The 22,455-nt window shown below is 74.0% G+C and carries 21 protein-coding genes; 5 read left to right on the forward strand and 16 right to left on the reverse strand.

Translation table 11 applies throughout. From position 1 onward, the window contains the following. Positions 1 to 91 precede the first annotated feature (91 nt). The 7 genes from ACWCXC_RS33835 to ACWCXC_RS33865 all read right to left on the reverse strand — a co-directional run bounded on the left by ACWCXC_RS33835 (position 92) and on the right by ACWCXC_RS33865 (position 8,708). Positions 92 to 571 (reverse strand): hypothetical protein, encoded by a 480-nt coding sequence (locus tag ACWCXC_RS33835; protein WP_450685464.1) that lies wholly within the window; start codon positions 569 to 571, stop codon positions 92 to 94. Positions 572 to 799: 228 nt separating this feature from the next. Further along, positions 800 to 1,699: a S1 family peptidase gene (locus ACWCXC_RS33840; RefSeq protein ID WP_450685465.1), complete on the reverse strand. Its 900-nt coding sequence runs from the start codon at positions 1,697 to 1,699 to the stop codon at positions 800 to 802. 240 nt (positions 1,700 to 1,939) lie between these two features. Next, positions 1,940 to 2,740, reverse strand: a complete 801-nt coding sequence (locus ACWCXC_RS33845; RefSeq protein ID WP_450891497.1) for a DUF1684 domain-containing protein — start codon at positions 2,738 to 2,740, stop codon at positions 1,940 to 1,942. 4 nt (positions 2,741 to 2,744) lie between these two features. Beyond that, the gene (locus ACWCXC_RS33850; RefSeq protein ID WP_450891511.1) at positions 2,745 to 3,770 is read right to left on the reverse strand and encodes an LLM class flavin-dependent oxidoreductase; all 1,026 of its coding nucleotides are present in this window, start codon (positions 3,768 to 3,770) and stop codon (positions 2,745 to 2,747) included. 17 nt (positions 3,771 to 3,787) lie between these two features. After that, positions 3,788 to 4,798, reverse strand: a complete 1,011-nt coding sequence (locus ACWCXC_RS33855; protein WP_450891498.1) for an LLM class flavin-dependent oxidoreductase — start codon at positions 4,796 to 4,798, stop codon at positions 3,788 to 3,790. 101 nt (positions 4,799 to 4,899) lie between these two features. After that, complete coding sequence (locus tag ACWCXC_RS33860; protein ID WP_450891499.1) at positions 4,900 to 6,939, reverse strand: FAD/NAD(P)-binding protein; 2,040 nt, start codon at positions 6,937 to 6,939, stop codon at positions 4,900 to 4,902. Positions 6,940 to 7,478: 539 nt separating this feature from the next. Beyond that, positions 7,479 to 8,708: a DUF5685 family protein gene (locus ACWCXC_RS33865; protein WP_450891512.1), complete on the reverse strand. Its 1,230-nt coding sequence runs from the start codon at positions 8,706 to 8,708 to the stop codon at positions 7,479 to 7,481. A gap of 308 nt (positions 8,709 to 9,016) precedes the next feature. Between ACWCXC_RS33865 and ACWCXC_RS33870 the strand changes: the two genes are divergently transcribed. Then, entirely contained in the window at positions 9,017 to 9,469 is a 453-nt protein-coding gene (locus ACWCXC_RS33870; RefSeq protein WP_450685469.1) for a cell division protein SepF, read from the forward strand. A 9-nt stretch (positions 9,470 to 9,478) separates the two neighbouring features. Here ACWCXC_RS33870 and ACWCXC_RS33875 read toward each other — a convergent pair whose 3' ends face one another. Then, entirely contained in the window at positions 9,479 to 10,690 is a 1,212-nt protein-coding gene (locus tag ACWCXC_RS33875) for an acyl-CoA dehydrogenase family protein (protein WP_450685470.1), read from the reverse strand. A 124-nt stretch (positions 10,691 to 10,814) separates the two neighbouring features. Continuing rightward, positions 10,815 to 12,554: an MFS transporter gene (locus ACWCXC_RS33880; protein ID WP_450891500.1), complete on the reverse strand. Its 1,740-nt coding sequence runs from the start codon at positions 12,552 to 12,554 to the stop codon at positions 10,815 to 10,817. 544 nt (positions 12,555 to 13,098) lie between these two features. Between ACWCXC_RS33880 and ACWCXC_RS33885 the strand changes: the two genes are divergently transcribed. Further along, positions 13,099 to 14,142, forward strand: coding sequence for a phosphatase PAP2 family protein (locus ACWCXC_RS33885; RefSeq protein ID WP_450891501.1), 1,044 nt, complete (start codon positions 13,099 to 13,101; stop codon positions 14,140 to 14,142). A 65-nt stretch (positions 14,143 to 14,207) separates the two neighbouring features. Here the strand turns inward: ACWCXC_RS33885 and ACWCXC_RS33890 are convergent, their stop codons facing one another. Further along, positions 14,208 to 14,423, reverse strand: coding sequence for an I78 family peptidase inhibitor (locus tag ACWCXC_RS33890; protein ID WP_450684947.1), 216 nt, complete (start codon positions 14,421 to 14,423; stop codon positions 14,208 to 14,210). 617 nt (positions 14,424 to 15,040) lie between these two features. On the opposite strand from ACWCXC_RS33890, the gene ACWCXC_RS33895 reads away from it, so the two are divergent. Beyond that, positions 15,041 to 15,820, forward strand: coding sequence for a hypothetical protein (locus ACWCXC_RS33895; RefSeq protein ID WP_450891502.1), 780 nt, complete (start codon positions 15,041 to 15,043; stop codon positions 15,818 to 15,820). A 128-nt stretch (positions 15,821 to 15,948) separates the two neighbouring features. Next, positions 15,949 to 16,278, forward strand: a complete 330-nt coding sequence (locus tag ACWCXC_RS33900) for a hypothetical protein (protein ID WP_450891503.1) — start codon at positions 15,949 to 15,951, stop codon at positions 16,276 to 16,278. An 85-nt stretch (positions 16,279 to 16,363) separates the two neighbouring features. Here the strand turns inward: ACWCXC_RS33900 and der are convergent, their stop codons facing one another. From der to aroH, 5 genes are all read right to left on the reverse strand, one after another. Beyond that, positions 16,364 to 17,833, reverse strand: a complete 1,470-nt coding sequence (der, locus tag ACWCXC_RS33905; protein ID WP_450684944.1) for a ribosome biogenesis GTPase Der — start codon at positions 17,831 to 17,833, stop codon at positions 16,364 to 16,366. Between the two features lie 64 nt (positions 17,834 to 17,897). Next, a complete protein-coding gene (locus ACWCXC_RS33910) occupies positions 17,898 to 18,560 on the reverse strand; it encodes a lysophospholipid acyltransferase family protein (protein ID WP_450684943.1) in 663 nt (220 codons plus the stop codon). Then, on the reverse strand, positions 18,557 to 19,273 hold the full coding sequence (cmk, locus tag ACWCXC_RS33915) for a (d)CMP kinase (RefSeq protein WP_450684942.1): 717 nt from the start codon (positions 19,271 to 19,273) through the stop codon (positions 18,557 to 18,559). Before cmk ends, ACWCXC_RS33910 begins: the two co-directional genes overlap by 4 nt. Before the next feature lie 112 nt (positions 19,274 to 19,385). After that, positions 19,386 to 20,471, reverse strand: coding sequence for a prephenate dehydrogenase (locus tag ACWCXC_RS33920; protein ID WP_450684941.1), 1,086 nt, complete (start codon positions 20,469 to 20,471; stop codon positions 19,386 to 19,388). Further along, positions 20,468 to 20,830, reverse strand: a complete 363-nt coding sequence (gene aroH, locus ACWCXC_RS33925) for a chorismate mutase (RefSeq protein ID WP_450684940.1) — start codon at positions 20,828 to 20,830, stop codon at positions 20,468 to 20,470. The genes ACWCXC_RS33920 and aroH overlap by 4 nt, the downstream gene beginning before the upstream one ends. A gap of 130 nt (positions 20,831 to 20,960) precedes the next feature. Between aroH and ACWCXC_RS33930 the strand changes: the two genes are divergently transcribed. Continuing rightward, positions 20,961 to 21,677 (forward strand): nucleotidyltransferase domain-containing protein, encoded by a 717-nt coding sequence (locus tag ACWCXC_RS33930; RefSeq protein ID WP_450684939.1) that lies wholly within the window; start codon positions 20,961 to 20,963, stop codon positions 21,675 to 21,677. Here the strand turns inward: ACWCXC_RS33930 and ACWCXC_RS33935 are convergent. Next, positions 21,674 to 22,453 carry a nucleotidyltransferase domain-containing protein gene (locus tag ACWCXC_RS33935; protein WP_450684938.1) on the reverse strand — a complete coding sequence of 260 codons (780 nt, stop codon included), beginning with the start codon at positions 22,451 to 22,453 and terminating at the stop codon, positions 21,674 to 21,676. The genes ACWCXC_RS33930 and ACWCXC_RS33935 overlap by 4 nt on opposite strands. Positions 22,454 to 22,455 lie beyond the last annotated feature (2 nt).

The following is a 22,455-nucleotide window of genomic DNA, read 5'->3' on the forward strand; positions in this document are numbered from 1 at the left end:
CCGACCACTGCTCGTCAGAAAGATCCCCTCGCCCCACACCGAGATCATCACGGCACAGGGCGAGAGACGGAGCCCACTTCTAAAACACGGCCTAGTCGCGTTCCACGCCGTCGCGCCAGATGACGGTGACCGGGCGGCCGAGGCCGCGGGCGTACGTCACGATGTCGCCGGTGCCGCCGAGGCCCCGGGCGGGGCGGCCGTCCCAGACGGCCAGCAGCCGGTCGCAGTGGTCGGCGATATAGGTGCCGGCCGCGTAGTAGGCCTCGTCCGTGGAGTGCGGGAAGCCGAGCCTGACCTCGCGTGCGGCACGGGCCTTGAGGGCCCGGTAGCGGGCCAGTTCGGCGCCGTCGGCGAAGCAGTCCTCGTAGTCGCCGCTGGGGATGACCGCGGTCAGCCGGGCGCCATGGGCGAGGGCGAGGTCGGCGAAGATCTGGTCGGCCCCGACGGCCAGGCTGGAGAGCGCTTCCACACAGCCGTCGATGCCGCCGAGCGCCGCCCGCATCGTCGCGAGGACATGCTCGTGCACCTCCTGCGGAATGCTGCGATGGCCGGTCACTCCGATGCGTTTCACGGACCTGGAACCCCCTGGGGTGTCTGCCGGGGGTCCCGGAGGGCATCCCTCCGGGAAGGCACAGCATCCGCCCCCGTTGCTCCTGCGCGACCGTCCTGCGGCACATCATCTCAAAAGCCGCGGGGTCCGCGGGAGCCCCCGCCCGCGATTCGGGCGGGGGCTCGGGGTGTTCGACCGGCGCATTCGAGGCTCGGCCGGCTCCGGAGCGCGGAGCCGGCCGGACCGGCGTCAGTAGACGCTGACGCCGTACGCGCTGAGCGCCTCGGTGACCGGCTGGAAGAACGTCGTGCCGCCCGAACGGCAGTCGCCGCTGCCGCCCGAGGTCAGGCCGATCGCCTTGGAGCCGGAGTACAGCGGGCCGCCGGAGTCGCCGGGCTCGGCGCAGACGTTCGTCCTGATCATGCCGTAGACGATCTCGCCGTTGCCGTAGTTGACCGTGGCGTTCAGCCCCGTGACGCTGCCGCTGTGGATGCCGGTGGTGGAACCGCGGCGGGTGACGGACATCCCGACCGTGGCGTTGGCCGCGCCGGTGATGTCGACGCTGCCCACGGTGCCCTCGTGGCTGACGGAGGCGTTGTCGTAGCGGACGATGCCGTAGTCGTTGTTCGGGAAGCTCGACCCGACGGTCGGGCCGATGGACGTGGTGTTGGAGGAGTTGGTGTACCAGGGCGGGTTGCCGTCGGTGCAGTGGCCCGCCGTCAGGAAGTAGTACGTGCTGCCGCTGCGGACGTTGAATCCGAGCGAGCAGCGCCAGCCGGGCGCGTAGATGGCGTCGCCGCCGGAGAGCAGCTTGCTGAACGTGCCGGAGGTGCGTTCGACGCGCAGGGCTCCCGCGTTGGCACCGGCGGATTCCTTGATGTGCCGGATCTGCGCGTCGGTGACCCGGCTGTCGACCGTGACGACGACCTTCTTCGTCACGGGGTCGACGTTCCAGGCCGTGCCGGCCACATCGGCGCCGAGCACGGCGTCGCTCGCGGCGGAGAGCTGGTTCGCGCTGTACGTGCCGGTGGTGCTGGCCTGCGCGCTGGGTACGGCGAGCGCGGCGACCGCCACGAGACCGGCGGCCAGGGCGACGGCCCGGCTGCGTCTGGCGGTACCGCTGAGGGGGGTGGTGCGCTTGATCCTCACTTGTTCCCTCCCGAGGGGGGTCGGGGGTCCGCCTGTGGGGTGGTCGGACCCGTGAGGCGCAGTCAGGCGCACGGCGGCCGTCCGCATTCCGGAACCGCCGTGTCCCTGACAAGCGCTGCAGCGGAGTATTCAAGGCGTCAACTTCCGGCGCAAGACCACCTTTTGGCCTCAGGTCGCGTCCCCCCAACAACCGACGGCCCCGGCGCGGGACACTCCGCCGGGGCCGTCGCTTACGGCGGCTCAGCCGTCGATCCGCCGCCGCTCCCCCGCCTCGACGGCCACCGGAAGCGTGTTGCCGGGCGGCGGGAAGGGGCAGATGAAGTGGTCGGCGAAGGCGCACGGCGGCAGCAGCGCCCGGTTGAGGTCGACGGTCACCGACCCGTCCTCCGCCGGGGCGGCCGGCCGCAGGAACCGGAAGCGGTAGCTGCTGTTCCCGCTGGTGGCGTCCGCGAAGACCGCCCAGAGCGAGCCGTCGCTCTCCACCGCGACCCGCAGGGTGTGCGGGTCGCCGTCCAGGGTGAAGGAGATCTCCCCGCCGAGCCCCAGCCCGCGCTCCACGCCGTCGGCGTTCTCCACCCGCACGCTGTGCGCGGCCTCGTACGGGCGGAAGGTGCCCGGCACGCTCCAGCGCGGATCGTAGGGCGTGGCCTCGATGGTCCGGAAGGCCCGCCGGGCCGGCGCGTCCGGGTCGAAGTCCCGTACCGCCCACAGACCTTCACGGCTCAGCACCACCAGCCTGCGCCGCCCCGCGGCCACCCGGGAGGCGTCGATCGGGCCCCGGTCCGCGCCGAGCAGCACCCGCCCGGCGAAGGGCTCCCCGTCGACGGTCAGCCCGTCCTCGGGCCCCGCCGTGAGCGCGATCCGGTCGCCGTCCTCCCGCCAGGTGCCCGGGACGGCCGGAATTCGACCCTCCGGGTGGTCCGAGAGCCAGTGGGTGCCGGTGAGGGAGAGCGGCCCGTACGGTGCCGCGACCGCCGCCGTCCGCTCCTCGTGCCAGTGGTTCCAGTCCCGTACCGCCTGCGCCTGCGCTTCCGTGCTCATGGGATCAACCCTTCCACACCGGCTCGGCGAGTCCGAGGTGCGACCGCAGCGTCGAGCCGGTGTACGCGGTGCGGAACACCCCCTGTTCCTGGAGGAGCGGGACCACCCGGTCGACGAATTCGCCGAGGCCGCCCGGGGTGAGCCGGGGGACGAGGAGGAAGCCGTCGGCGGCCCCCTCGGCCACGTACTCCGTCAGCCCGGCCGCCACGGTCCGCGGGGAGCCGACGAACGGCTGACGGTCCGTCGAGCGCTGCGGCCTGATCCCCGCCGCCCGCCGCCGCGCCTCGGCGTCGCTGTCCCCGAGCACCACCCCGATGCCCGGCAGGATCTTCAGCTCGTCCGGGCGCCGTCCGTGCGCGGCCAGGCGCTCGTCCAGATCCGCGCGCAGCGCCCGCCCCCCGGCGGGGGTGCCGAGCGGGGCGACGAGCACATCGGCCGAGGCCGCGGCGGCGGCGCGGTCGCCCGGCGCCTCCCCGGTCCGGATGACCACCGGGCGCCCCTGCGGGCAGCGCGGGACGGTGAACTCTCCCTCGGCGGTGAAGTGCCGGCCCCGGTGGGCGAAGGGGCGCGGGGTGCCGTCGGGTTCCCAGGAGTCCCACAGGGCCCGGACGACGGTGAGGAACTCCTCGGCGCGCTCGCCCGCCGGGTCGCCGCTGCCGGGCTCCACGGCGGCGTGCCACCCGGCCCGGCCCGCGCTGAGGTGGTCGAGCGTGGCGAGCCTGCGGGCGAGGAGGTACGGCCGACCGGGCGCGGTGCCCGCGGTGGCGGCCAGGCCGATCCGGTCGGTGACGGCCGCGAGCGCGCCCAGCGCGGTGAGCGGATCGGGGTATCCGGCCCCGCTCCCCGCGTCCCGCGCTCCCGCGTGCGCCGGCGGCCGGGGCGGCTCGGGGAGGAGGAGGAAGTCGAACAGGCCGCGCTCGGCCGTGCGTGCGAGGCGTTCGAGGGCGGAGAACTCGTTCCGGGCCGTCGCACGGGGGGCCGTCCGGGCACTCGTACCGTTCGCATCCGGGAAGTGCACGGCGAGACACATCTGTTCCGGGGCGTTCGTCACACCCGTTCCCCCTCCCGCCTGCGGCGGCCGGCCGGGCGGGCCAGCCCCAGGTGCTCGCGGAGCGTCCCGCCGGGATGGAAGGTGCGGAAGAGGCTGCGGTGCTGAAGCAGGGCGACGGTCCCGTTGACGATCCGTTCGAGATCGCGTCCGGGGGTGATCGGGGTGAGGTGGAATCCGTCGACGGCTCCGCAGCGGTGCCACCGGGTGATGAGGTCGGCGAGGTCGACCGGGCCGCCCCGGTAGTACGTGCCGTGCCCGGCGAGCGGCGGCCCGCTCGCCAGCCCGGGTTCCGGGGGTGCTTCGGCGTCCCCGAGATCGACGGTGAGCGCGGCGAGGACCCGCAGGTCACCGGGGCCGCGTCCGTGGTCCGCAGCGCGGCGGAGCACATCGTCGCAGATCTGCGCGGTCCGCTCCGGGGTGGTGGCCCGGACCAGGACCACATCGGCGTGGCGGGCCGCGACCGCCCTGGCCGGTTCGGCCGTGCCGTCCACGACGGTCACCGGGCGGCCCTGCGGGGGCGGCGGCGGTGCGGCGCCCCGCCGCCGGGGAGCACCGTCCGCCTCCGCCTCGGGCGCCCCGTCCGCCCAGCCGTCCCACAGCCGCTCCCCCGCCCCGGCGGACGCGGCGGCCGCGCGCCACAGTCCGGCCGCTGGTGCGGCGCGGCGGCCGAACAGCCGGGCCTCGGCCTCGGTCGTCGACACGTCCACGTGCCAGCCCGCCCGGCCCCGGCTGACCCAGTCCAGCGTGGCCACGGCGGAGGCCACGGCGAACGGTTCGGTGTGGGTCGTGGCGATCCTCGGGACGAGCCCGATCCTGCGGGTGGCGGGCGCGACCCGCGCGAGCACCGCGAGCGCGTCCGGCCCGGGGCGGGCGAAGGAGTCCCCGAGCGTGACGAAGTCCAGGGCTCCGCGCTCCGCGAGACGGGCGAGCCCCGTGTAGTGGGCCGGGTCGTACCGGGGCGGGCCGCCGATCTCGGCGGCCAGATGGAGCGGTCGGAAGGGAGACATGACGGGCTCTTTCACCAGGGTCGGGGAGGGTCCGCGCCACGACGGACCGGTACGGCATCCGGCCGTACGGCGCCCGGCGCGGGCGGGGCCCCTCGGGAGGGTCAGGACCGGTCCGGCGGATCGGGGACGGGTCCGGGTACGGGTGCGGGGTCGGGGCCGGAGCGGGAGCCGCCTCCCCGGCGGGGCCGGGGCGACGCCGCGGTGCCGCGCGCCGCGGCGCCGGAGGTCACGGCTCCGTTCCGGGGCGCGTCACCGCCCCCACGGGACCCGGAACGGGGCTCCGCTCCCCCGGCCGTGGCGGCACCGGCCTCCTCGCCCCCGGCCGCGATCCGCCGCAGGGACTCCAGGGCGGCGCGCGCGGTGGCGTCGTTCTGGGCGAAGGCCGGGCCCCCGGTGCGCGGTCGGGTGAAGGCGCCGCTGGTCCGGGCCGAGGTGTGGGGTCCGAGCGCGAAGCGGCGGGGGTGGGCGGTGCCGTCGCGGCCGAGGATCCGGCCGTCGGCCGGGTCGACCGCGAGCAGCCCGGTGGCGGTGGCCGAGGCCCCGTCCTCGTACAGCGCGCGGAGCAGGGCGGAGCGGGTGCGGCGGGTCGAGGGGTCCGGGAGCCGGGCCTCGACCAGCGCGCGGGCCTCGGTCCGCTCCCCCGGGACGGTGGCGCCGGCGGCGCGGAAGAGGCCCTTCTCCTCGTCGGTCTCGACGGTCGTGCCGGCCCCGAGGAAGCGGACGATCCCGGCCTCGGACAGGGCGAGGAGCTGACGCAGCCGGGGGCCGGGCGGTCCGGAGGCGAGATAGCTGAAGAAGCCGTGCCAGTGGTCGCCGATGTCGCCGAGCCCGGCCAACTGGCCGTATACGGAGAGGAGTCCGAGGAAGACCGCGAGGTCCTCGCTGTGCTCCGGGTCGTGACGACGGGCGAGGTCGGCGGCGATGTAGGCGCGGGTCGCTTCCTGGAACGCCTCGGCGGAGTCGTACCGCACGCCCTCCAGCGGGCGGTCGAGCGCGTCCAGGTCGAGCCGGTCGGCGGGGTCGGGGACGGCGGCGGCTATCAGGTCCCTCAGCTCGGCGCTGCCCGGTGCGGCGGCCTCGTACTTCTCCTCGAAGGAGGCCCAGTCGGACGCGGTGCGCGCGGGGTGGGCGGTGAAGAGCCGGTGGTAGTGGGCGTGGCCCAGCTCTTTGTCGATATGGGGCCAGAGGTCGCGGCGGAAGTCGAGCGGGCCCTTCCTCTCCCGGAGTTCCGCGGTCCGGCCGGGCCCGAAGAAGCGCGGCAGGGCGGGCCGCTCGCCCTGCCACCCGTAGCCGATCTTGGAGTGGTACGGGACGCCGCGCCGCGATCCGACGTACAGCACGGGTTCCCGGCCGGAGGGCAGGTACGCGCCGTTCTCGTACCGACCGCCCCGGCCCTCGGTGAGCAGCACCATCAGATCGATGAAGGCGAGTCCGAAACCGCGCACGATGACGGGCTCGCCCGGGGTGAGGGCGTCGAGATCGGTGTCGGCGGTGAAGTCGGGCGGCAGGTGGACGAGCCCGTGGCGGCGGGCGAAGTCGGCGAGCCGGCGCTGTTCGGGGTCCGGTTCGCCGTCCAGGTGGCCGAGGGTGAGGACGACGAGGTCGGCGTCGAGCGGGGGGCCGCCCTCCAGATGGACCCGCTGGCGGCCCTCGCGCGGGCCGGTGACGCGCAGGGCGCGGCGGCGGTGCTCGTGGACGGTGACGGAGGGCGGCAGCGCGGCGACGGCCTGTTCGTACACCCAGCGCAGATAGGCGCCCTGGAGCCGCCTGCTGGGGAAGTCCTGGCCGCGCAGGCCCTCGATCTCGGCGCGGAGCCCGGGGTCGTCGGTGACGGACGCGGCTTCGGACGCGCGCAGTCCGGCCGCCCAGGCGTCCAGGGCGGGTCCGGGCCGGACGGGGCCCTCCAGGCGGACGGTCTCGTCGGTGAACATGGTGACGTCCTCCGCCATGGAGTTCATCCACAGCAGGGGTGACTGGCCGTCACGCCAGATCCGCCCGGCGCCGGGCGGGTAGGGGTCGACGAGGTGGAGGTCGAGCGGGCGGTCGCCCCACAGGGCGGGGGCGTTGGCGGCGAGGCGTTCGACGAGGCCGGTGCCGCGGGGGCCCGCGCCGACGACGACGAGGGACACGGCGGGCGTCACCGGGCACCCGCGCGGGTGCGGCGGTGCGGGGCGGGGAGGACGGGAGCGGGTGCGGAAGGCACCGGCGGACGAGGGTGCGGCTGCGCGGGCATGCGGAGACTCCGTGGATGCGGCGATCGAGCACGGCGCGCGCCCCCGGCACGGAGAACAGCTTTCGGTACAGCACGCGGACGGGCCCCTCAGCCCGGTCCGGTGCTTCGAGACAATCCCGGTGCACGGGGTGCTGTCAAGCCTGTCCACACTGTGAGCCGTGCGTCCGGGGGCAGTTGACGGTTCACCCGGATGCCTGGTCCACTGGCGCCATGCATTCGCAGCAGTGGCTGGTCAGGCGCTCCCACATCGACTTCGGTCGCGTGTGGTCCTGTTCCTGTTGAGCGCGCCCCCTGCTTCTCCCGTTCTCCCGCTCGCGCCGTGACCGGCGTACGAGCCCCTTTCCCAGCGCGCCCCCGGACACACAGCTCCGCACCACCCTCCCCTCACCGGTCCCGTCCGTCGGACGGGACCACGTCCGTACGCCGGTTTCCGAAGGTGACGCGGCCTCAGCAGCTGCAGTCGCAGCAGTCACAGCCGTCGCAGCAGTCGCCGCAGTTGCTGCAGCAGTCGCACGCGTCGCAGCAGTTGCCGCAGTCGCACTGGCTGCACAGTCCTTCGCGGCGCTGCCCGCTCCACGGGTCCTCGAAGGTGCCGCAGCACATCTGGCAGGTGCAGGCGAGTCCCGCCCACACCAGGCAGCCCATGATCAGCCCGCGCCGGTCGCGCGGGGGCTCGGGCGGCGGCTGCGGCGGGCCGAAGGGCGCGCCGGGCCCCGACGGGGCGTACGGATTGCCGGGAGCCGGGCCGAACGAGCCCGTGAGCACGGTTTCTGACGGTCCGCCGGTCGCGGTGAGCAGGCCGCCCTCCCGGTGCGAGCAGCTGTCCGTGGCGAAGGCCCGGTCGACCGAGCGGCGCAGTTCGTGGGCGAGCAGCACATGGGCGAGGCGGCCGTCGGTGAACTCGGCGTCGCGCAGCGCCAGCCGTATGCCGTGGAGTGCGTCGTCGCAGAGCCTGCGGGCCTCGGCACGGGAGGTGCCGGTGGCGGTGAGCGGGTTCCAGGCTCCGGACGCGGCGTCGGCCTCCTGGTCCTCCACGGCGTCCAGGAGATGGGCGAGGCGCCCGAAGAGCCGGCCCGCCTCGGCCAGGGGTTCGGCGTTCCGGGGCCGGCCCGCGAGGACGGCGGTGTGGGTGAAGGCGGCCGCGGTGGCGGTCTCGGTGGGTTCGGTGACCGTGAGCACCGGGGTGCCGGGGCCGGCGAGCCGTTCGATGCCGGTCTGCCGGTCGACGGCGTCGACGAGGACGGCGGTGTCGAAGCCGAGCCGGGCCCCGGCGCGAGCCCCGGCCCGGTCCCAGCCGGCGGCCACGCGACGGGCGGCGGCGGCCACCGGGCGGCGCGCCAACAGCCCGTCCCGGTCGGCGACGTGGTCGCGCACCTTGGCGGAGGCCAGCACGAGGGAGACGGCGGCGGCGAGCCGGGCGCCCTCGCCGTGTGCGACGGGCGCGGTCCGCATCGCGCGGAGCGGGCAGGGACCGGCGGTGCGGCGCCGGCCGGGGGCGCGTTCGGCCTGAGCCTCCGTCAGCACCGAGACGATCAAACCGTCATAGTTCGTGACGATCCGGGCGAACTGCCCGTGGTCGGAGCGAAGTGCCAGACAGAGCCCGCAGAGATGGGCCATCCACTCGGTCTTCAGCCCCTCCGACAGGCGGTGGGCACAGGGCCTGACGATTCCGAACACGGCCATCCCCCGGGAGTCGTTCAGTTGTACGCGGCGCTCGGCCGCCTGCGCGACGTGCATCGTATCGAGTGATCCGTTCACCCGTACGTCCCCCAGGTCACCCATACGGACCGGAGAAGCATATTTTCCTATGTCCAGGGGCCGTATGCGGGACGTACCTTGACGAATCGCCACATGTTCTGCACCAGTACCGTCACGAATGCCCTGCGCGCCGCCTATCCCCTTGGCGCACGATCCGCATGATGGACGACCATAGGGATACGAAAGACATGCGGAACACCAAGGAACCGCGGTGAGAGGAGGCGTCCATGGGATCGGTGCGCAAGGCGAGTGCCTGGCTGGGCCTCGTGGAGGACAACGACGAGCGGTACTACGACGACGAGGAGTACGTCGAGGGCGCGCGGACCGGGACGACCGGTCAGGCCCAGGCCTGGGTGACCGACCCCCGGGTGAGGGTGGCCACCGAGACGGCCGAGGAGACGGGCCGCCGCATCGCCACCGTGACCCCCGAGAGCTTCCGGGACGCCCGGAGCATCGGCGAGCTCTTCCGGGACGGCGTCCCGGTGATCATGAACCTCACGTCCATGGACGCGGCCGACGCCAAGCGCGTGGTGGACTTCGCCGCGGGCCTGATCTTCGGACTGCGCGGCTCGATCGACCGCGTGGCCACCCGGGTCTTCCTGCTGAGCCCCGCCGACACCCACGTCGTCAGCGGCGAGGCCGTCGGCCGGCCGGCCGACGGCTTCTTCAACCAGAGCTGAGCAGGGTGCTCACCGGAAAGCGTCGAGACCGGTGAGCGCCTTGCCCAGTACCAACTGGTGCATCTCCACGGTTCCCTCGTAGGTGAGCACCGATTCCAGATTCGTCGCATGCCGCATCACCGGGTACTCCAGCGAGATCCCGTTCGCGCCGAGGACCGTGCGCGCGGTGCGGCAGATCTCGATGGCCTCCCGCACGTTGTTCAGCTTCCCGAAACTGACCTGCTCGGGGCGGAGCCTGCCCGCGTCCATCCGGCGGCCGAGGTGGTGGGCGAGCAGGATGCCCTTGTGCAGTTCGACGGCCATGTCGGCGAGCTTGGCCTGGGTGAGCTGGAAGCCGCCGATGGGCTTCCCGAACTGCTCACGCGTCCGCGCGTAGTCGACGGCCGTCTCGAACGCCGACCTGGCCGCGCCCATGGCCCCCCAGACGATGCCGTAGCGGGCGTGGCTGAGACAGCTGAGCGGGCCGCGCAGCCCGGTGGCGCCGGGCAGCACCGCGTCGGCGGGCAGCCGCACCCCGTCCAGGATCAGCTCGCTGGTGACCGAGGCGCGCAGCGACCACTTGTGCCTGATCTCCGGCGCGGAGAAGCCGGGGGTGCCGGCGGGGACCAGGAATCCGCGGATGCCGGCGGCCCCGCCGTCCCGGTCGGTCTGCGCCCAGACGACGGCGACCCCGGCGACGGAACCGTTGGTGATCCACATCTTGCGGCCGTTCAGCACCCAGTCCTCGCCGTCCCGCTCGGCGAAGGTCCGCATGCCCGCGGGGTCGGAGCCGTGGTCGGGTTCGGTGAGGCCGAAGCAGCCGATGGTCTCACCGGCCGCCATACCGGGCAGCCACCGCCGCTTCTGCTCCTCGGAGCCGAAGCGGTGGATCGCGTACATGGCGAGGGAGCCCTGGACGGAGACGAGCGAGCGGATGCCCGAGTCGGCGGCCTCCAGCTCCAGGCAGGCCAGTCCGTACTGGACGGCGGTGGCGCCCGCGCAGCCGTAGCCCTCCAGGGACATGCCCAGCGCCCCGAGCGAGCCGAGTTCGCGGGCCAGCTCGCGGATGCCGGGCAGTTCGCCGTTCTCGTACCACTCGGCGATGTGCGGCAGAACCCGGTCGGTGGCCCAGGACCGGACGGTGTCGCGGATCGCGAGGTCCTCGGCGCCCAGCAGATCGTCGATGCCGATCGGGTCGCGGGGGTCGAAGGGCGGCAGTTTGGCGGACGGGGCGGTGGACATGAGGGGGTGCCTCCGGCGGCTCGCACGGTACGGGGGTCGATCGGGCGACCGGGGTCGGTGGACGACCGGGGTCGGCACGCCGAAAACTAGCAGTGCTAGTCGGGCGCCGTGCCGACGGTACGGCTCAGTGTGCCGTGCGTCCAGAGCCCGTGGCCTCGGCGGGGCGGCGGCGCGCCGGGAGGCGGAGCAGGACCTCGGGCCGGTCCTGGGACGGCGGCTCGCACGGGGCGGGGACGGCGCCGCGCACGGCGGTCTCCGCCGCGGGGCGGGGCGCGGGCATCGGGTGGCCGGAGCCGGCGCGGGCGGGCTCGCGGTGCGGCGGCGGGCACTCCATCAGCCGGGGCAGCCGGAGTGCGGCGAGCGCCCCGAGCAGCAGCAGACCGGCGCTGACCAGCAGGGTGAGGTGCAGTCCGGAGACGAACGCGTCCCGGGCGGTGCTGCGCAGCAGGGCCCCGAGCGGGCCGCCGAGCCGGGCGGCCTCCTGGTATGCCTCGCCGAGGGAGTGGGCGGCGGCGGCGCCGGCGGCGGCCGGGACGCCCTCCTTGGCGAGTCCGGCGAGGCCGGGGGCGTACGCGGCGTTCATGACGCTCCCCAGCAGGGCGATGCCCATGCCGGCCCCGAGCTGGTAGGAGGTCTCGCCGATCGCGGCGGCGCCGCCCGCCCGGTCGGCGGGCGCGTCGCTGAGCATCGACTCGTACGCGCCGAACAGCGTGGACTGGAGGCCGAAGCCGAGCACCACGAAGGCGGCGGTCAGCAGCGCGGGCCGGTCGTGCGCGCCCATCGCGGTCAGCGCGAGCACCGCGGCGGCCGTCAGCACGAACCCGGCACCGACCATCCGGCGCGGGCCGACCCGGCGCAGGGTGTACGAGCCGGTGGCGCCGGCCGCGATGGCGGCGAAGGTGAGCGGGAGCAGCCGCAGCCCGGTCTCCAGCGGGCTCAGGCCGAGGACGAGCTGGAGGTACTGGACGGCGATCAGCTCCAGGCCGACCAGGGCCAGCATGGCGAGGACGATGCAGCCGACCGCGGTGGAGAAGGCGGGCCGGGCGAACATGCCGATGTCGACCAGCGGATGCGTGCGCCGCTTCTGCCGGCGGACGAAGGCGGCGAGCAGCCCGGCCCCGGCCAGCAGCGGAAGGACGGTGGCCGGGGCGAGCGGCCCCTCGCCGCCGCCGGCCCGTTTGACGCCGAGGACCAGGCCGAGGACCCCGGCGGCGGCCATCAGCGCGCCGAGGACGTCCCAGGGTCCGTCGTGGCCGCCCCGGGACTCGGGGAGCAGCAGCCGGGCGACCGGCAGGATCAGGGCCATCAGCGGGATGTTGATCAGGAAGACCGAGCCCCACCAGAAGTGCTCGACGAGGAAGCCGCCGATGACCGGCCCGGTGGCGGCGCCCACGGCGGCGACGGCGCTCCACACGCCGATGGCCACGGCCCGCTCCCGCCGGTCGGGGAAGACCTGCCGGAGGAGGGAGAGGGTGGCGGGCATGATCATCGCGCCGCCGACGCCGAGCAGCGCACGGGCGGCGATGAGCACCCCGGCGCTGTCGGCCAGGGCCGCGACGGCGGAGGCGACGCCGAAGAGCGCGTAGCCGAGCAGCAGGACGCGCCGTCTTCCGACCCGGTCACCGAGCGTGCCGAAGAGGATCAGGAGCGAGGCGCAGACCAGCGGGTAGGCGTCCACGATCCACAGCAGGGCCTCGGCGCCGGGGCGCAGGTCCTCGGTGACGGCGGGGACGGCGACGTGGAGCACGGTCGCGTCGAGCGCCACGAGCAGCAGGCTGAGGCAGAGCACGACCAGGACGACCCAGCGGTTGGCGCCGCCGGCGGCTTCGCGCAGACGGATGCGGGCCGTGGTCGTTCCTGACATGCAGCTACCTCCCAAGAAGTCGCTCGCGCTCGGCGGGCGCCCCGGGGACGCGGCACCCGCTGTCCCCCGGACCCGGCATCGACGGGCGAGTGATCCGCAGCGTACGCGAGTTCGGCAGGGCCACACGTGGCCGATCTCATAGCCCCCGGCGCCGTCGAGTGTGGCGTACGCCACTGCGCCGGGTTCCGCCGCCCCCCTACCCCGCCCCCGGCCGCGACCTGCGCGGACCGGTCCGGGAGCCGGTCCCGGGGGCCGTCCGGCCCCCTCGGCGCCCCTCGGGCGAAGCCCTCCCGTAACCGGACCGCCACCGTCCGTTCAGCCCGGAGAGCCCGGGGATACGGCTGGAATACGCGCCGGTAGTTTTTTCCGTCCATCACCGAATGCTTTTATGGAAAGACCTCCGGCGGAATGCGGAAAAGGCGATCGGGAAATCCGTCGCGGCCATGGAAAACGGGCCCGGACGAGACACGGGCCACATCACATCGTCATCACAAAGCGCCCGGATCGACCGGGTCACCCACTCACTCGCTGTAACGTCGATTGGGTGCGTACCGACATCTTTGCCCGCCTGGACCGGGAGCCGGAGCCGCCGAAGATAGAGACACCGCGGATGAGCCGTCACCGCATCGCTCTCTTCGGCGGGACGTTGGCCTTCTATGTGGCCATCGTCATTGCCGTGCTCATGTCGTCCTGGCTGGTGGCCCTGGACTGGAAGGTCATGCTCTTCCGGCCGTACCAGCAGTGGCCCGGCATCCACGCCTTCCTCGACTACTACGTCGTCCTCGGGCAGCGCGGACCGACGGCCGTGATGGTCGCCTGCTGGCTCGGCTGGCGCTCCTGGCGCCAGCACACGCTGCGGCCGCTGCTCACGCTCGGCGCCTCGCTGCTGCTGCTCAACCTGTCGGTGGGCGCGGTCAAGATCGGCCTCGGCCGGCTCGGCCCGCACTACGCGACCCGGATCGGATCGGCGGAGCTCTTCGCCGGCGGCGATATATTTCCCTCGGGTCACACCGCGAACGCCGTCGTGACCTGGGGCATCCTCGCCTATCTGGCCGCCACGCCGAGGGCCAGGCGCTATCTGTCGGCCATGTCCGCGCTGGTCTCCCTGGGCGTCGGCCTCACGACGGTCTACCTCGGCACGCACTGGCTCAGCGACGTGCTCCTCGGCTGGGCCGCGGGGCTGCTGATCCTGCTGGGCCTGCCGTGGGTCGAGCCACTGATCACCCGGGCCGAGAACTGGATCTTCGCCGCCCGCGAGTGGCTGTCCGCCCGCGGCCGGACCCCGGCCCCGGCGGGGCCCGTCGCCGCCGACACCCCGCGCCCCGCGCCCGCGGCCCTGCCGGCCGTCGGCGAGGGCGCCCCGCGGAACACCGTCCGCGAGACCACGGGGGGCGGGCACCCCCCGGCGGTCGTGACGGCCACGGGGGCCCGTCCACGCGCCCTCTCGGGGCCGTCCGGGCACCAGGGCCACCCGGCCCGCTCCGAGCGGCCCCCCGTCCCGCCGTCCGGCAGCCGCCGCCCGGCCCCGCATCCGGACCGTGCGCCGCGCGGCGGCGCGGCCCCGGCCCGGCCCGTGACCGGCGGCTGACCCCGGACACGGCGAAGGCCCCGACTGCGGTCGGGGCCTTCGCCGTGTCCGGGCCGGAGCGGGCCTCAGCCCGTCCAGCAGCGCCGGACGACGCCCGCCTCGACCTCGAAGTTGATCCGGCCGGCCTGGAACTCCATGGTGATCACGGTCCCCGGCGGCAGCGCTCTGACAGTGGCCCAGCCGCGCTCCCGGGCGCGCCGCTCGGCGGCCTCGGAGGGGAGGCCGACATACGCGCCCGGCGTGTCGTCGGGCTGGGCCGGGGGGTTCGGTACGGGTGCCATACCCCTCACCGTAGGCGGCCCGGGACGGCGGCGGAAGCGGGGGCACCACCCGGTCGCAGGGCATCCGCATGCCCCGCGCCGGTCACACTTGTGTCACAAGATCACTACACACGTTCGCCCCATAACCCTTCGGCCTAACGTGCGATTTCGCAACGGGCACACAGTAAGCACACAGTCTCTGAAAGGATCATCACACCGGGCCGAATGGGCGACGGAAACAAGCGGAATAACCACTACCGGTTGACGCCCGTTTCCCTCTCCCCTGTCCACTCGTAAAGAAACACACCACCGGGAATTCACTCATCCTTATCGCAGCCTTATCCGGAGGAGGTGATATCCACACCATCCGACCGCCCCGCCCCTTCGGCCCCCTTCCGCCCGTATACCGGACATCCGGAACCTCCGCATTCCGCCCCCGCTCCGGGCCCCCGCCGACGGCTGGCGACCGATCGTCCCGGACGCTCCGCGGGCCCCGCCCGCGCGGGCCCGCGCGCCCCCGGCCCGGTGCCGGTTCGATTCCGTTCGCCTTCCCGCGTGACCCCGGCGGCGGATCGCCCGTTGTCTCCTTCATGAGCCGGGAACCGCCCGGCGCACGTACCGAGTTCGAGGAGCCACCCGTGCCGCGCATGCTCGACGTCAGCGAGGACGTACGCGCCGAGATCGGCGACGCCGAAGCCGACCGGCTGCTCATCGGCGACAACGCCCCCGGCAGCTACGACTGCACCTCCTGCCGGACCCCCGGCGACTCCGAACAGGAGCGCACCAGCACGGTGCTCTTCGTCGGCGAGGAGACCGCCGTCCTCGCCTTCGCCCACGCGACCTGCATTCCCTCCCAGGTCGTCCAGGTCGCCGAGGAGCAGTTGCAGGGGGCCGTGCGCAGCATCACCGGGGGCGATCCGGAGGACCTCGACCGGGCCCCCGATCAGGCGGTGCTCGGCATCACCAGCGGCCTCGTCCTGATCGACGACGAGCTGCACCCCGCCCTGGTGGTCGAGCCGACCGGGCCGATCGCCCGCCCGGGGACCGACGGCGCCGGCGGCGACGAGTTCCTTCCGCTCCTGCTGGAGCAGGGCTTCCGCCCGGTGCACCGGATGGACCAGGTCCCCGAGGTGCTGCACGGCTGGTCGATCCTGCTGGCCATGGGGCAGCTGCACGCGGTGCTCCAGCCCGGTACGGGCGGCGGTGCCCCGGTCGCCTGGTGGCAGGCGCACGCGCCGCTCCAGGTCACCGAGGGCTGGCGGACCGCCGCCAACAAGTCGCAGACGGTGCTGGTGTACGCGGCGCCGGCCGGCTCGATCGGCCAGCAGCCCCGCGAGGACCTGCTGCGCGACGCGCTGGAGAAGGCCACGGCGAGCGGGCTGCTGGTCGCCGCCGCGATGCCGCTGGCCGGGACCTGATCATGGCCGCGCGACCGGCGCGCGCCGGTCTTTCTCCCGTGGGGCCGCATCCGACGGCGGGCGGGGTCGTTGGCACCTACGTGCACGCATACGACCCCTCTCACCAGCGCCCGAGCCCGATCCCCGCGATGCGTCCCGCGCGGGACCCCTCGGGCGGCCCCTCCCAGACCCCGATCTACGACGCGCTGTACTCCGAGTACCGCCGCTCGTTCCGGGCGCTGCCGGGCGACCGGAGCGGCGAGGAGGGTCTGGCGATGCCGGCCTTCGGCGCCGGACTCTTCGCCACCCGCGCCCCGCTGGGCGTCCACTCGGCCGCCTCCGGACCGGGTGGCGGTGCGGGCGGCCCCGGCGCCTCCACGGGCCGTGCGGGCGGTCTGGGCTCCTGGCAGCGGGTCGGACGGCACGCGGGCCGCGGCAGGCCGCCGGCGGCCCTGCCACCGGGCTCCGGGGGCGCCTGACGCGGGACGCCCCCGCACGACGGAGCCCCTGGCCCACTCGTCCGGCGAGTGGGCCAGGGGCTCCGTCGTGCGTCCCCGTGCGGGGCTACTTGTTGCGGCCGCGCTTCTCCCGGACCCGCACCGAGATGTGGATCGGGGTGCCCTCGAAGCCGAACTCCTCGCGCAGGCGGCGCTCCACGAAGCGGCGGTAGCCGTGCTCCAGGAAGCCGGAGGCGAAGAGCACGAAGCGCGGGGGCTTGGTGCCGGCCTGGGTGCCGAAGAGGATGCGGGGCTGCTTGCCGCCGCGCACCGGGTGCGGGTGGGAGGCGACGATCTCGCCGAGGAAGGCGTTCAGCCGGCCCGTGGGGACCCGGGTCTCCCAGCCCTCAAGGGCCGTCTCGATCGCCGGGACCAGCTTCTCCATGTGCCGGCCGGTGAGGGCCGAGACGTTGACCCGGGGGGCCCAGGCGACCTGCCCGAGCTCCGTCTCGATCTCGCGCTCCAGGTAGTAGCGGCGCTCCTCGTCGAGGGTGTCCCACTTGTTGAAGGCGAGGACGACGGCGCGTCCGGCCTCCACGGCCATGGTGACGATGCGCTGGTCCTGGACGCTGATCGACTCGCTGGCGTCGATCAGGACGACGGCGACCTCGGCCTTCTCCACGGCGGCGGCGGTGCGCAGCGAGGCGTAGTAGTCCGCGCCCTCCTGGAGGTGGACGCGGCGGCGGATGCCGGCCGTGTCGATGAACTTCCAGGTGATGCCGCCGAGCTCGATCAGCTCGTCGACCGGGTCGCGGGTGGTGCCTGCCAGCTCGTTGACGACGACGCGCTCCTCGTTGGCCACCTTGTTCAGCAGCGAGGACTTGCCGACGTTGGGGCGGCCGATCAGCGCGATCCGGCGCGGTCCGCCGGGGGCGCTGCCGAAGGACTGCGCGGGCGCCTCGGGGAGCGCCTCCAGGACGGCGTCGAGGAGGTCGCCGGTGCCGCGGCCGTGCAGCGAGGAGACCGGGTGGGGTTCGCCGAGGCCGAGCGACCACAGCGCGGTGGCGTCCGCCTCGCCGCTCTGCCCGTCGACCTTGTTGGCGCAGAGCACGACGGGCTTGCCGGCCCGGCGCAGCAGCTTGACGACGGCCTCGTCGGTGTCGGTGGCGCCGACGGTCGAGTCGACGACGAACACGACGGCGTCGGCCGTCTCGATGGCGTACTCCGCCTGGGCGGCCACGGAGGCGTCCAGGCCCAGCACGTCCTGCTCCCAGCCGCCGGTGTCGACGACCTTGAAGCGGCGGCCCGCCCACTCGGCCTCGTAGCTGACGCGGTCGCGGGTGACGCCCGGCTTGTCCTGGACGACGGCCTCGCGGCGGCCGATGATCCGGTTCACCAGGGTCGACTTGCCGACGTTCGGCCGGCCGACGACGGCGAGCACGGGCAGCGGGCCGTGACCGGCCTCACCGATGGCGCCCTCGACGTCCTCGGGGTCGAACCCCTCCTGCGCGGCGAGCTCCATGAACTCCGCGTACTCGGCATCGCCAAGCGCTCCGTGCTCGTGGTCCGAGCCGCCGGAGTGAATCTGGTCGTTCATGAAGTCCGTTCCTCTTTGCATCATCATCGATGGACCGCGCCGCGCGCGGTCCACTACTCATGTCTTACCCGGTACGCCCGGTGAGGCGTCCGGCGTGCTCCAGGTGGCCGGTCAGCCGGGCCCGGATGCGCAGCGTGGCCTCGTCCAGCGCCGTGCGTGTGCGCCTGCCGCTTCCGTCACCGGCCTCGAAGGGTGCTCCGAAGACGATGTCGACGCGGCTGCGCAGCGGCGGCAGTGCCGATATCAACCGTCCGCGGCGCTCGGTGCTTCCCAGGACGGCCACGGGGACGATCGGCGCTCCGCTGCGGACCGCGAAGTACGCCAGTCCGGCGCGCAGCGAGGCGAAGTCCCCGTCGCCCCGGGTGCCCTCGGGGAATATCCCGAGCACCCCGCCGCCCTCCAGCACCCCGAGGGCCCGGGTGACGGCGGTGCGGTCGGCGGTCGTACGGTCCACGTCGAGCTGACCGATTCCGCGCAGGAAGGGGTCGAGCGGGCCGACGAACGCCTCTTTCTTGATCAGGAAGTGGACGGGCCGGGGCGCGGTGCCCATCAGCATCGGCCCGTCGATGTTGTGCGAGTGGTTCACCGCGAGTATGACGGGTCCGGAGGCCGGGACGCGCCAGGCGCCGAGGACACGGGGCCGGAAGAGCCCGTACATCAGGCCGATCCCGATGCCGCGTCCGATCGCCGCTCCGCGCGGCGAGGGCGCGGACGTGACGGGTGTCACTTCGCGGCCCGCGTCTCCCCGACGAGGGTAACGACGCACTCAATGACCTGCTGGAGGGTCAGCTCGGTGGTGTCGACCTCGACGGCGTCGTCCGCCTTGGCGAGCGGGGAGGTCTTGCGGCCGGAGTCGGCCGCGTCCCGCTTGATCAGCGCCTCCTTGGTGGCGGCCAGGTCGGAGCCCTTGACCTCGCCGCTGCGGCGGGCCGCGCGGGCCTCCGGGGACGCGGTGAGGAAGATCTTGATGTCGGCGTCGGGCAGCACGGTGGTGCCGATGTCGCGGCCCTCGACCACGATGCCCTTCTCCGCGCCGGCCGCGATGGTGCGCTGGAGCTCGGTGATGCGGGCGCGGACCTCGGGGACGGCGCTGACCGCGCTGACCTTGGAGGTGACCTCCTGGGTGCGGATGGGTCCGGAGGCGTCCTCGCCGTCGACCGTGATGGTCGGGCCGGCCGGGTCGGTGCCGGAGACGATGACCGGCTTGCCGGCCGCGGTGGCCACCTCGACCGGGTCGTGCACGTCGATGCCGTTGTTCAGCATCCACCAGGTGATCGCCCGGTACTGGGCACCGGTGTCCAGGTAGCTCAGGCCGAGCTTGGCGGCGACGGCCTTGGACGTGCTGGACTTGCCGGTGCCGGAGGGGCCGTCGATGGCGACGATCACGGCGGCCGGGGCGGTCCGGACGGCGGCGCTTGCGGTTTCCACGGTGGTGGACACCTTCCTGGTTGCACGGGGCGGGCGGGACGGGACGCGTGAAACCCGCCCCGCACCAGGTTACCGAGTGCCGGGGCGGGTCCGACCACCCCTGTGGACAACCGCGCGCACCGCCTCAGGGACGGATCGACCAGCCGCGCTCGCGCAGGGCCGCGGCGAGGGACGGGGCGGCGCTCGGTTCGACCATGAGCTGGACCAGGCCGGCCTGCTGGCCGGTGGCGTGCTCGATCCGCACGTCCTCGATGTTGATCCCGGAGCGGCCCGCGTCCGCGAAGATGGCGGCCAGCTCGCCCGGCCGGTCGCTGATGAGGACGGCCACGATCTCGTACGAGGACGGGGCGGCGCCGTGCTTGCCGGGAACCCTGACCCGGCCGGCGTTGCCGCGCCGCAGGACGTCCTGGATGCCCTCGGTGCCCTCGCGCCGCTTCTCCTCGTCGGCGGACTGGAGGGCGCGCAGCGCGGAGACGGTCTCGCCGAGGTCGGCGGCGACCCCGGCGAGGACGTCGGCGACGGGCCCGGGGTTGGCGGAGAGGATCTCCACCCACATCCGGGGGTCGGAGGCGGCGATCCTGGTGACGTCGCGGATGCCCTGGCCGCACAGGCGCACCGCGGTCTCGTCGGCGTCCTCCAGCCGGGCCGCGACCATGGACGAGATCAGCTGCGGGGTGTGGGAGACCAGGGCGACGGCCCGGTCGTGGGCGTCGGCGTCCATGACGACGGGGACGGCCCGGCAGAGCGCGACCAGCTCCAGGGCGAGGTTGAGCACCTCGGTGTCGGTGTCCGGGGTGGGCGTGAGCACCCAGGGGCGGCCCTCGAACAGGTCGGCGGTGGCGGCGAGCGGGCCGGAGCGCTCCTTGCCGGCCATGGGGTGCGTGCCGATGTACGGGGCGAGGCCGACGCCGAGCGCCTCCAGCTCGCGCCGCGGTCCGCCCTTGACGCTGGCGACGTCGAGGTAGCCGCGGGCGACCCCGTCGTTCATGGCGGCGGCCAGGACGGTCGCGGTGTGGGCCGGGGGCACCGCGATCACGGCGAGGTCGACCCGGCCCTCGGGCGGCTCGTCCGTACCGGCGCCGAGCGCGGCGGCCGTGCGCGCGGACTCGGGGTCGTGGTCCACGAGGTGGACCGTGATGCCCCGGCCCGCGAGGGCGAGGGCGGCGGAGGTGCCGACGAGGCCCGTTCCGATGACGACGGCGGTTCTCACTGGGCGATGTCCTTGCGCAGGGCGGCGGTGGCGCCGAGGTAGACGTGGGAGATCTCGGACTTGGCGAGATAGGTCTCCACGTGGGCGAGGACCCGGACCACCCGGGGCATGGCGCCTTCGATGTCCAGCTCCTGGGCGCAGATCAGCGGTACGTCGACGATGCCCAGGCCCCGGGCGGCGGCGGCCGGGAAGTCGCTGTGCAGATCGGGCGTCGCCGTGAACCAGATGCTGATGAGGTCGTCGGGGACCAGGCTGTTGCGCTCCAGGACCTCGGTCAGCAGCGCGCCGACCCGCTCGTCCATGTGCCCGGCCTCGTCCTGGTCCAGCTGGACGGCTCCCCGGACCGCTCGTACCGCCACGTCGTACTCCTTGCCTGTGCTGCCCCGTGTGTGCCGGGTTTCAGCCTAGAGGGACCGGCGGGCCGGGCGCCGCTTCGCTCTGTCCGTGAGATGCCCTCCGGCGTGCGGACTTTCCCGTACGCTCCCCCGCATGATCACCCCCGAGGACGAGGCGCTGGTGCGCGACCACACGGTCTACTCCTGCGTGATGGGCTCGCGGGCCTTCGGGCTGGCCACGGAGGGCAGCGACACCGACCGGCGCGGGGTCTTCCTGGCCCCGACCCCGCTGTACTGGCGGTTCGACAAGCCGCCGACACATGTCGAGGGCCCGGCCGACGAGCAGTTCTCCTGGGAGCTGGAACGGTTCTGCTCCCTGGCGCTGCGGGCCAATCCGAATGTGCTGGAGTGCCTGCACTCGCCGCTGGTGGAGCGGATCGACGCGACGGGCCGGGAGCTGCTGTCGCTGCGCGGGGCGTTCCTGTCCCGGCGGGTGCACGAGACCTTCGCCCGGTACGCGGCGGGGCAGCGCCGCAAGCTGGAGGCGGACGTGCGGCACTACGGGGCGCCGCGCTGGAAGCACGCCATGCATCTGCTGCGCCTGCTGGCCTCCGCTCGCGATCTGCTGCGCACCGGGGAGCTGGTCATCGACGTCGGCGCGCAACGGGAGGTCCTGCTGGCGGTCAAGCGCGGGGAGGTGAGCTGGGAGGAGGTGGAGCGGTGGATGAACCGGCTGGCCGGGGAGAACGACGAGGCGGCCCTCCGCTCACCGCTCCCCGCCGCTCCCGACCGCGCCCGCGTCGAGGACTTCCTGGTCCGCGCCCGCCGCGCCTCGGCGCTGGCCACCGAGGCGCGGCACGGCACCCCTTAGGACCCGAGCCGGACGCGCACCACCAGGTCGTGGAGCGCGTCGAAGCCGCCCGGGGCGTCCGGGAGCCGCGTCTCCTCCCGTGCCGTCTCCAGGACGGCGTGCAGCGCCGCCACGTCCCGCGCGGCCGTCTCGCGGTCCGCCGCGTCGGCTCCCCCGTGCTCGGCGGCGGCCTTGGCCTCGATCAGGGCGGGGAGGTAGCCGGGCGCGGGCACCCGGTCGAGCAGGGTGGGCAGATGGGCCAGCACCTCGCCCGTGCGCATCAGATGGACTCCGGTGAGCAGGGCCCGGAAGGTGTAGAGGAGCGGTTTCAGCAGCCCGGTGCGCTCGAAGAGCCGCCACTGGGTGGTGGCGAATCCCCGGTAGTGGTGGGCGTGGTGGCGGGTGAGGACGTCCGGGGCGAGGGCCACCAGTTCGGCGTGGGCCGGGGTGGTGTGGACGACCAGCGGCGAGAGGAGCTGTTCCAGGACGTAGCCGTTCGGCTTCAGCATCAGCCGGACGAACTTGCGCAGATCGTGGGTGACGAGGTCCATCTCGACTCCGTCGCCGTCCCACATCCGCGAACGGGTCTCCTCCGGCTGCCGGAGCCCCAGCAGGTCCTCGGCGGGCAGGACGTGGACCCCCCGAAGGTCCACGTCCGAGTCGCGCGAGGGGAACCCGTACAGATGCGCCCCGGAGACCGTGGCGAACAGCAGCGGGTGCGTCTCGGCGGCGACGACCGGGGCGAGGTCGGTGACCGGCAGCCCGGCGTCCCGGAGGAGTGCGGTGTCCGTATGCATGG

This window comes from Streptomyces sp. NPDC001515 (assembly GCF_053597115.1).

What these genes read in the sequence shown, in the direction of transcription:
- ACWCXC_RS33845 (WP_450891497.1), bottom strand. Translation starts at nt 2,740, where the DNA reads ATGAGCACGGAAGCGCAGGCGCAGGCGGTACGGGACTGGAACCACTGG.
- ACWCXC_RS33850 (WP_450891511.1), bottom strand. Translation starts at nt 3,770, where the DNA reads ATGTGTCTCGCCGTGCACTTCCCGGATGCGAACGGTACGAGTGCCCGG.
- ACWCXC_RS33855 (WP_450891498.1), bottom strand. Translation starts at nt 4,798, where the DNA reads ATGTCTCCCTTCCGACCGCTCCATCTGGCCGCCGAGATCGGCGGCCCG.
- ACWCXC_RS33870 (WP_450685469.1), top strand. Translation starts at nt 9,017, where the DNA reads ATGGGATCGGTGCGCAAGGCGAGTGCCTGGCTGGGCCTCGTGGAGGAC.
- ACWCXC_RS33875 (WP_450685470.1), bottom strand. Translation starts at nt 10,690, where the DNA reads ATGTCCACCGCCCCGTCCGCCAAACTGCCGCCCTTCGACCCCCGCGAC.
- ACWCXC_RS33880 (WP_450891500.1), bottom strand. Translation starts at nt 12,554, where the DNA reads ATGTCAGGAACGACCACGGCCCGCATCCGTCTGCGCGAAGCCGCCGGC.
- ACWCXC_RS33890 (WP_450684947.1), bottom strand. Translation starts at nt 14,423, where the DNA reads ATGGCACCCGTACCGAACCCCCCGGCCCAGCCCGACGACACGCCGGGC.
- ACWCXC_RS33900 (WP_450891503.1), top strand. Translation starts at nt 15,949, where the DNA reads ATGCGTCCCGCGCGGGACCCCTCGGGCGGCCCCTCCCAGACCCCGATC.
- der (WP_450684944.1), bottom strand. Translation starts at nt 17,833, where the DNA reads ATGAACGACCAGATTCACTCCGGCGGCTCGGACCACGAGCACGGAGCG.
- ACWCXC_RS33930 (WP_450684939.1), top strand. Translation starts at nt 20,961, where the DNA reads ATGATCACCCCCGAGGACGAGGCGCTGGTGCGCGACCACACGGTCTAC.
- ACWCXC_RS33935 (WP_450684938.1), bottom strand. Translation starts at nt 22,453, where the DNA reads ATGCATACGGACACCGCACTCCTCCGGGACGCCGGGCTGCCGGTCACC.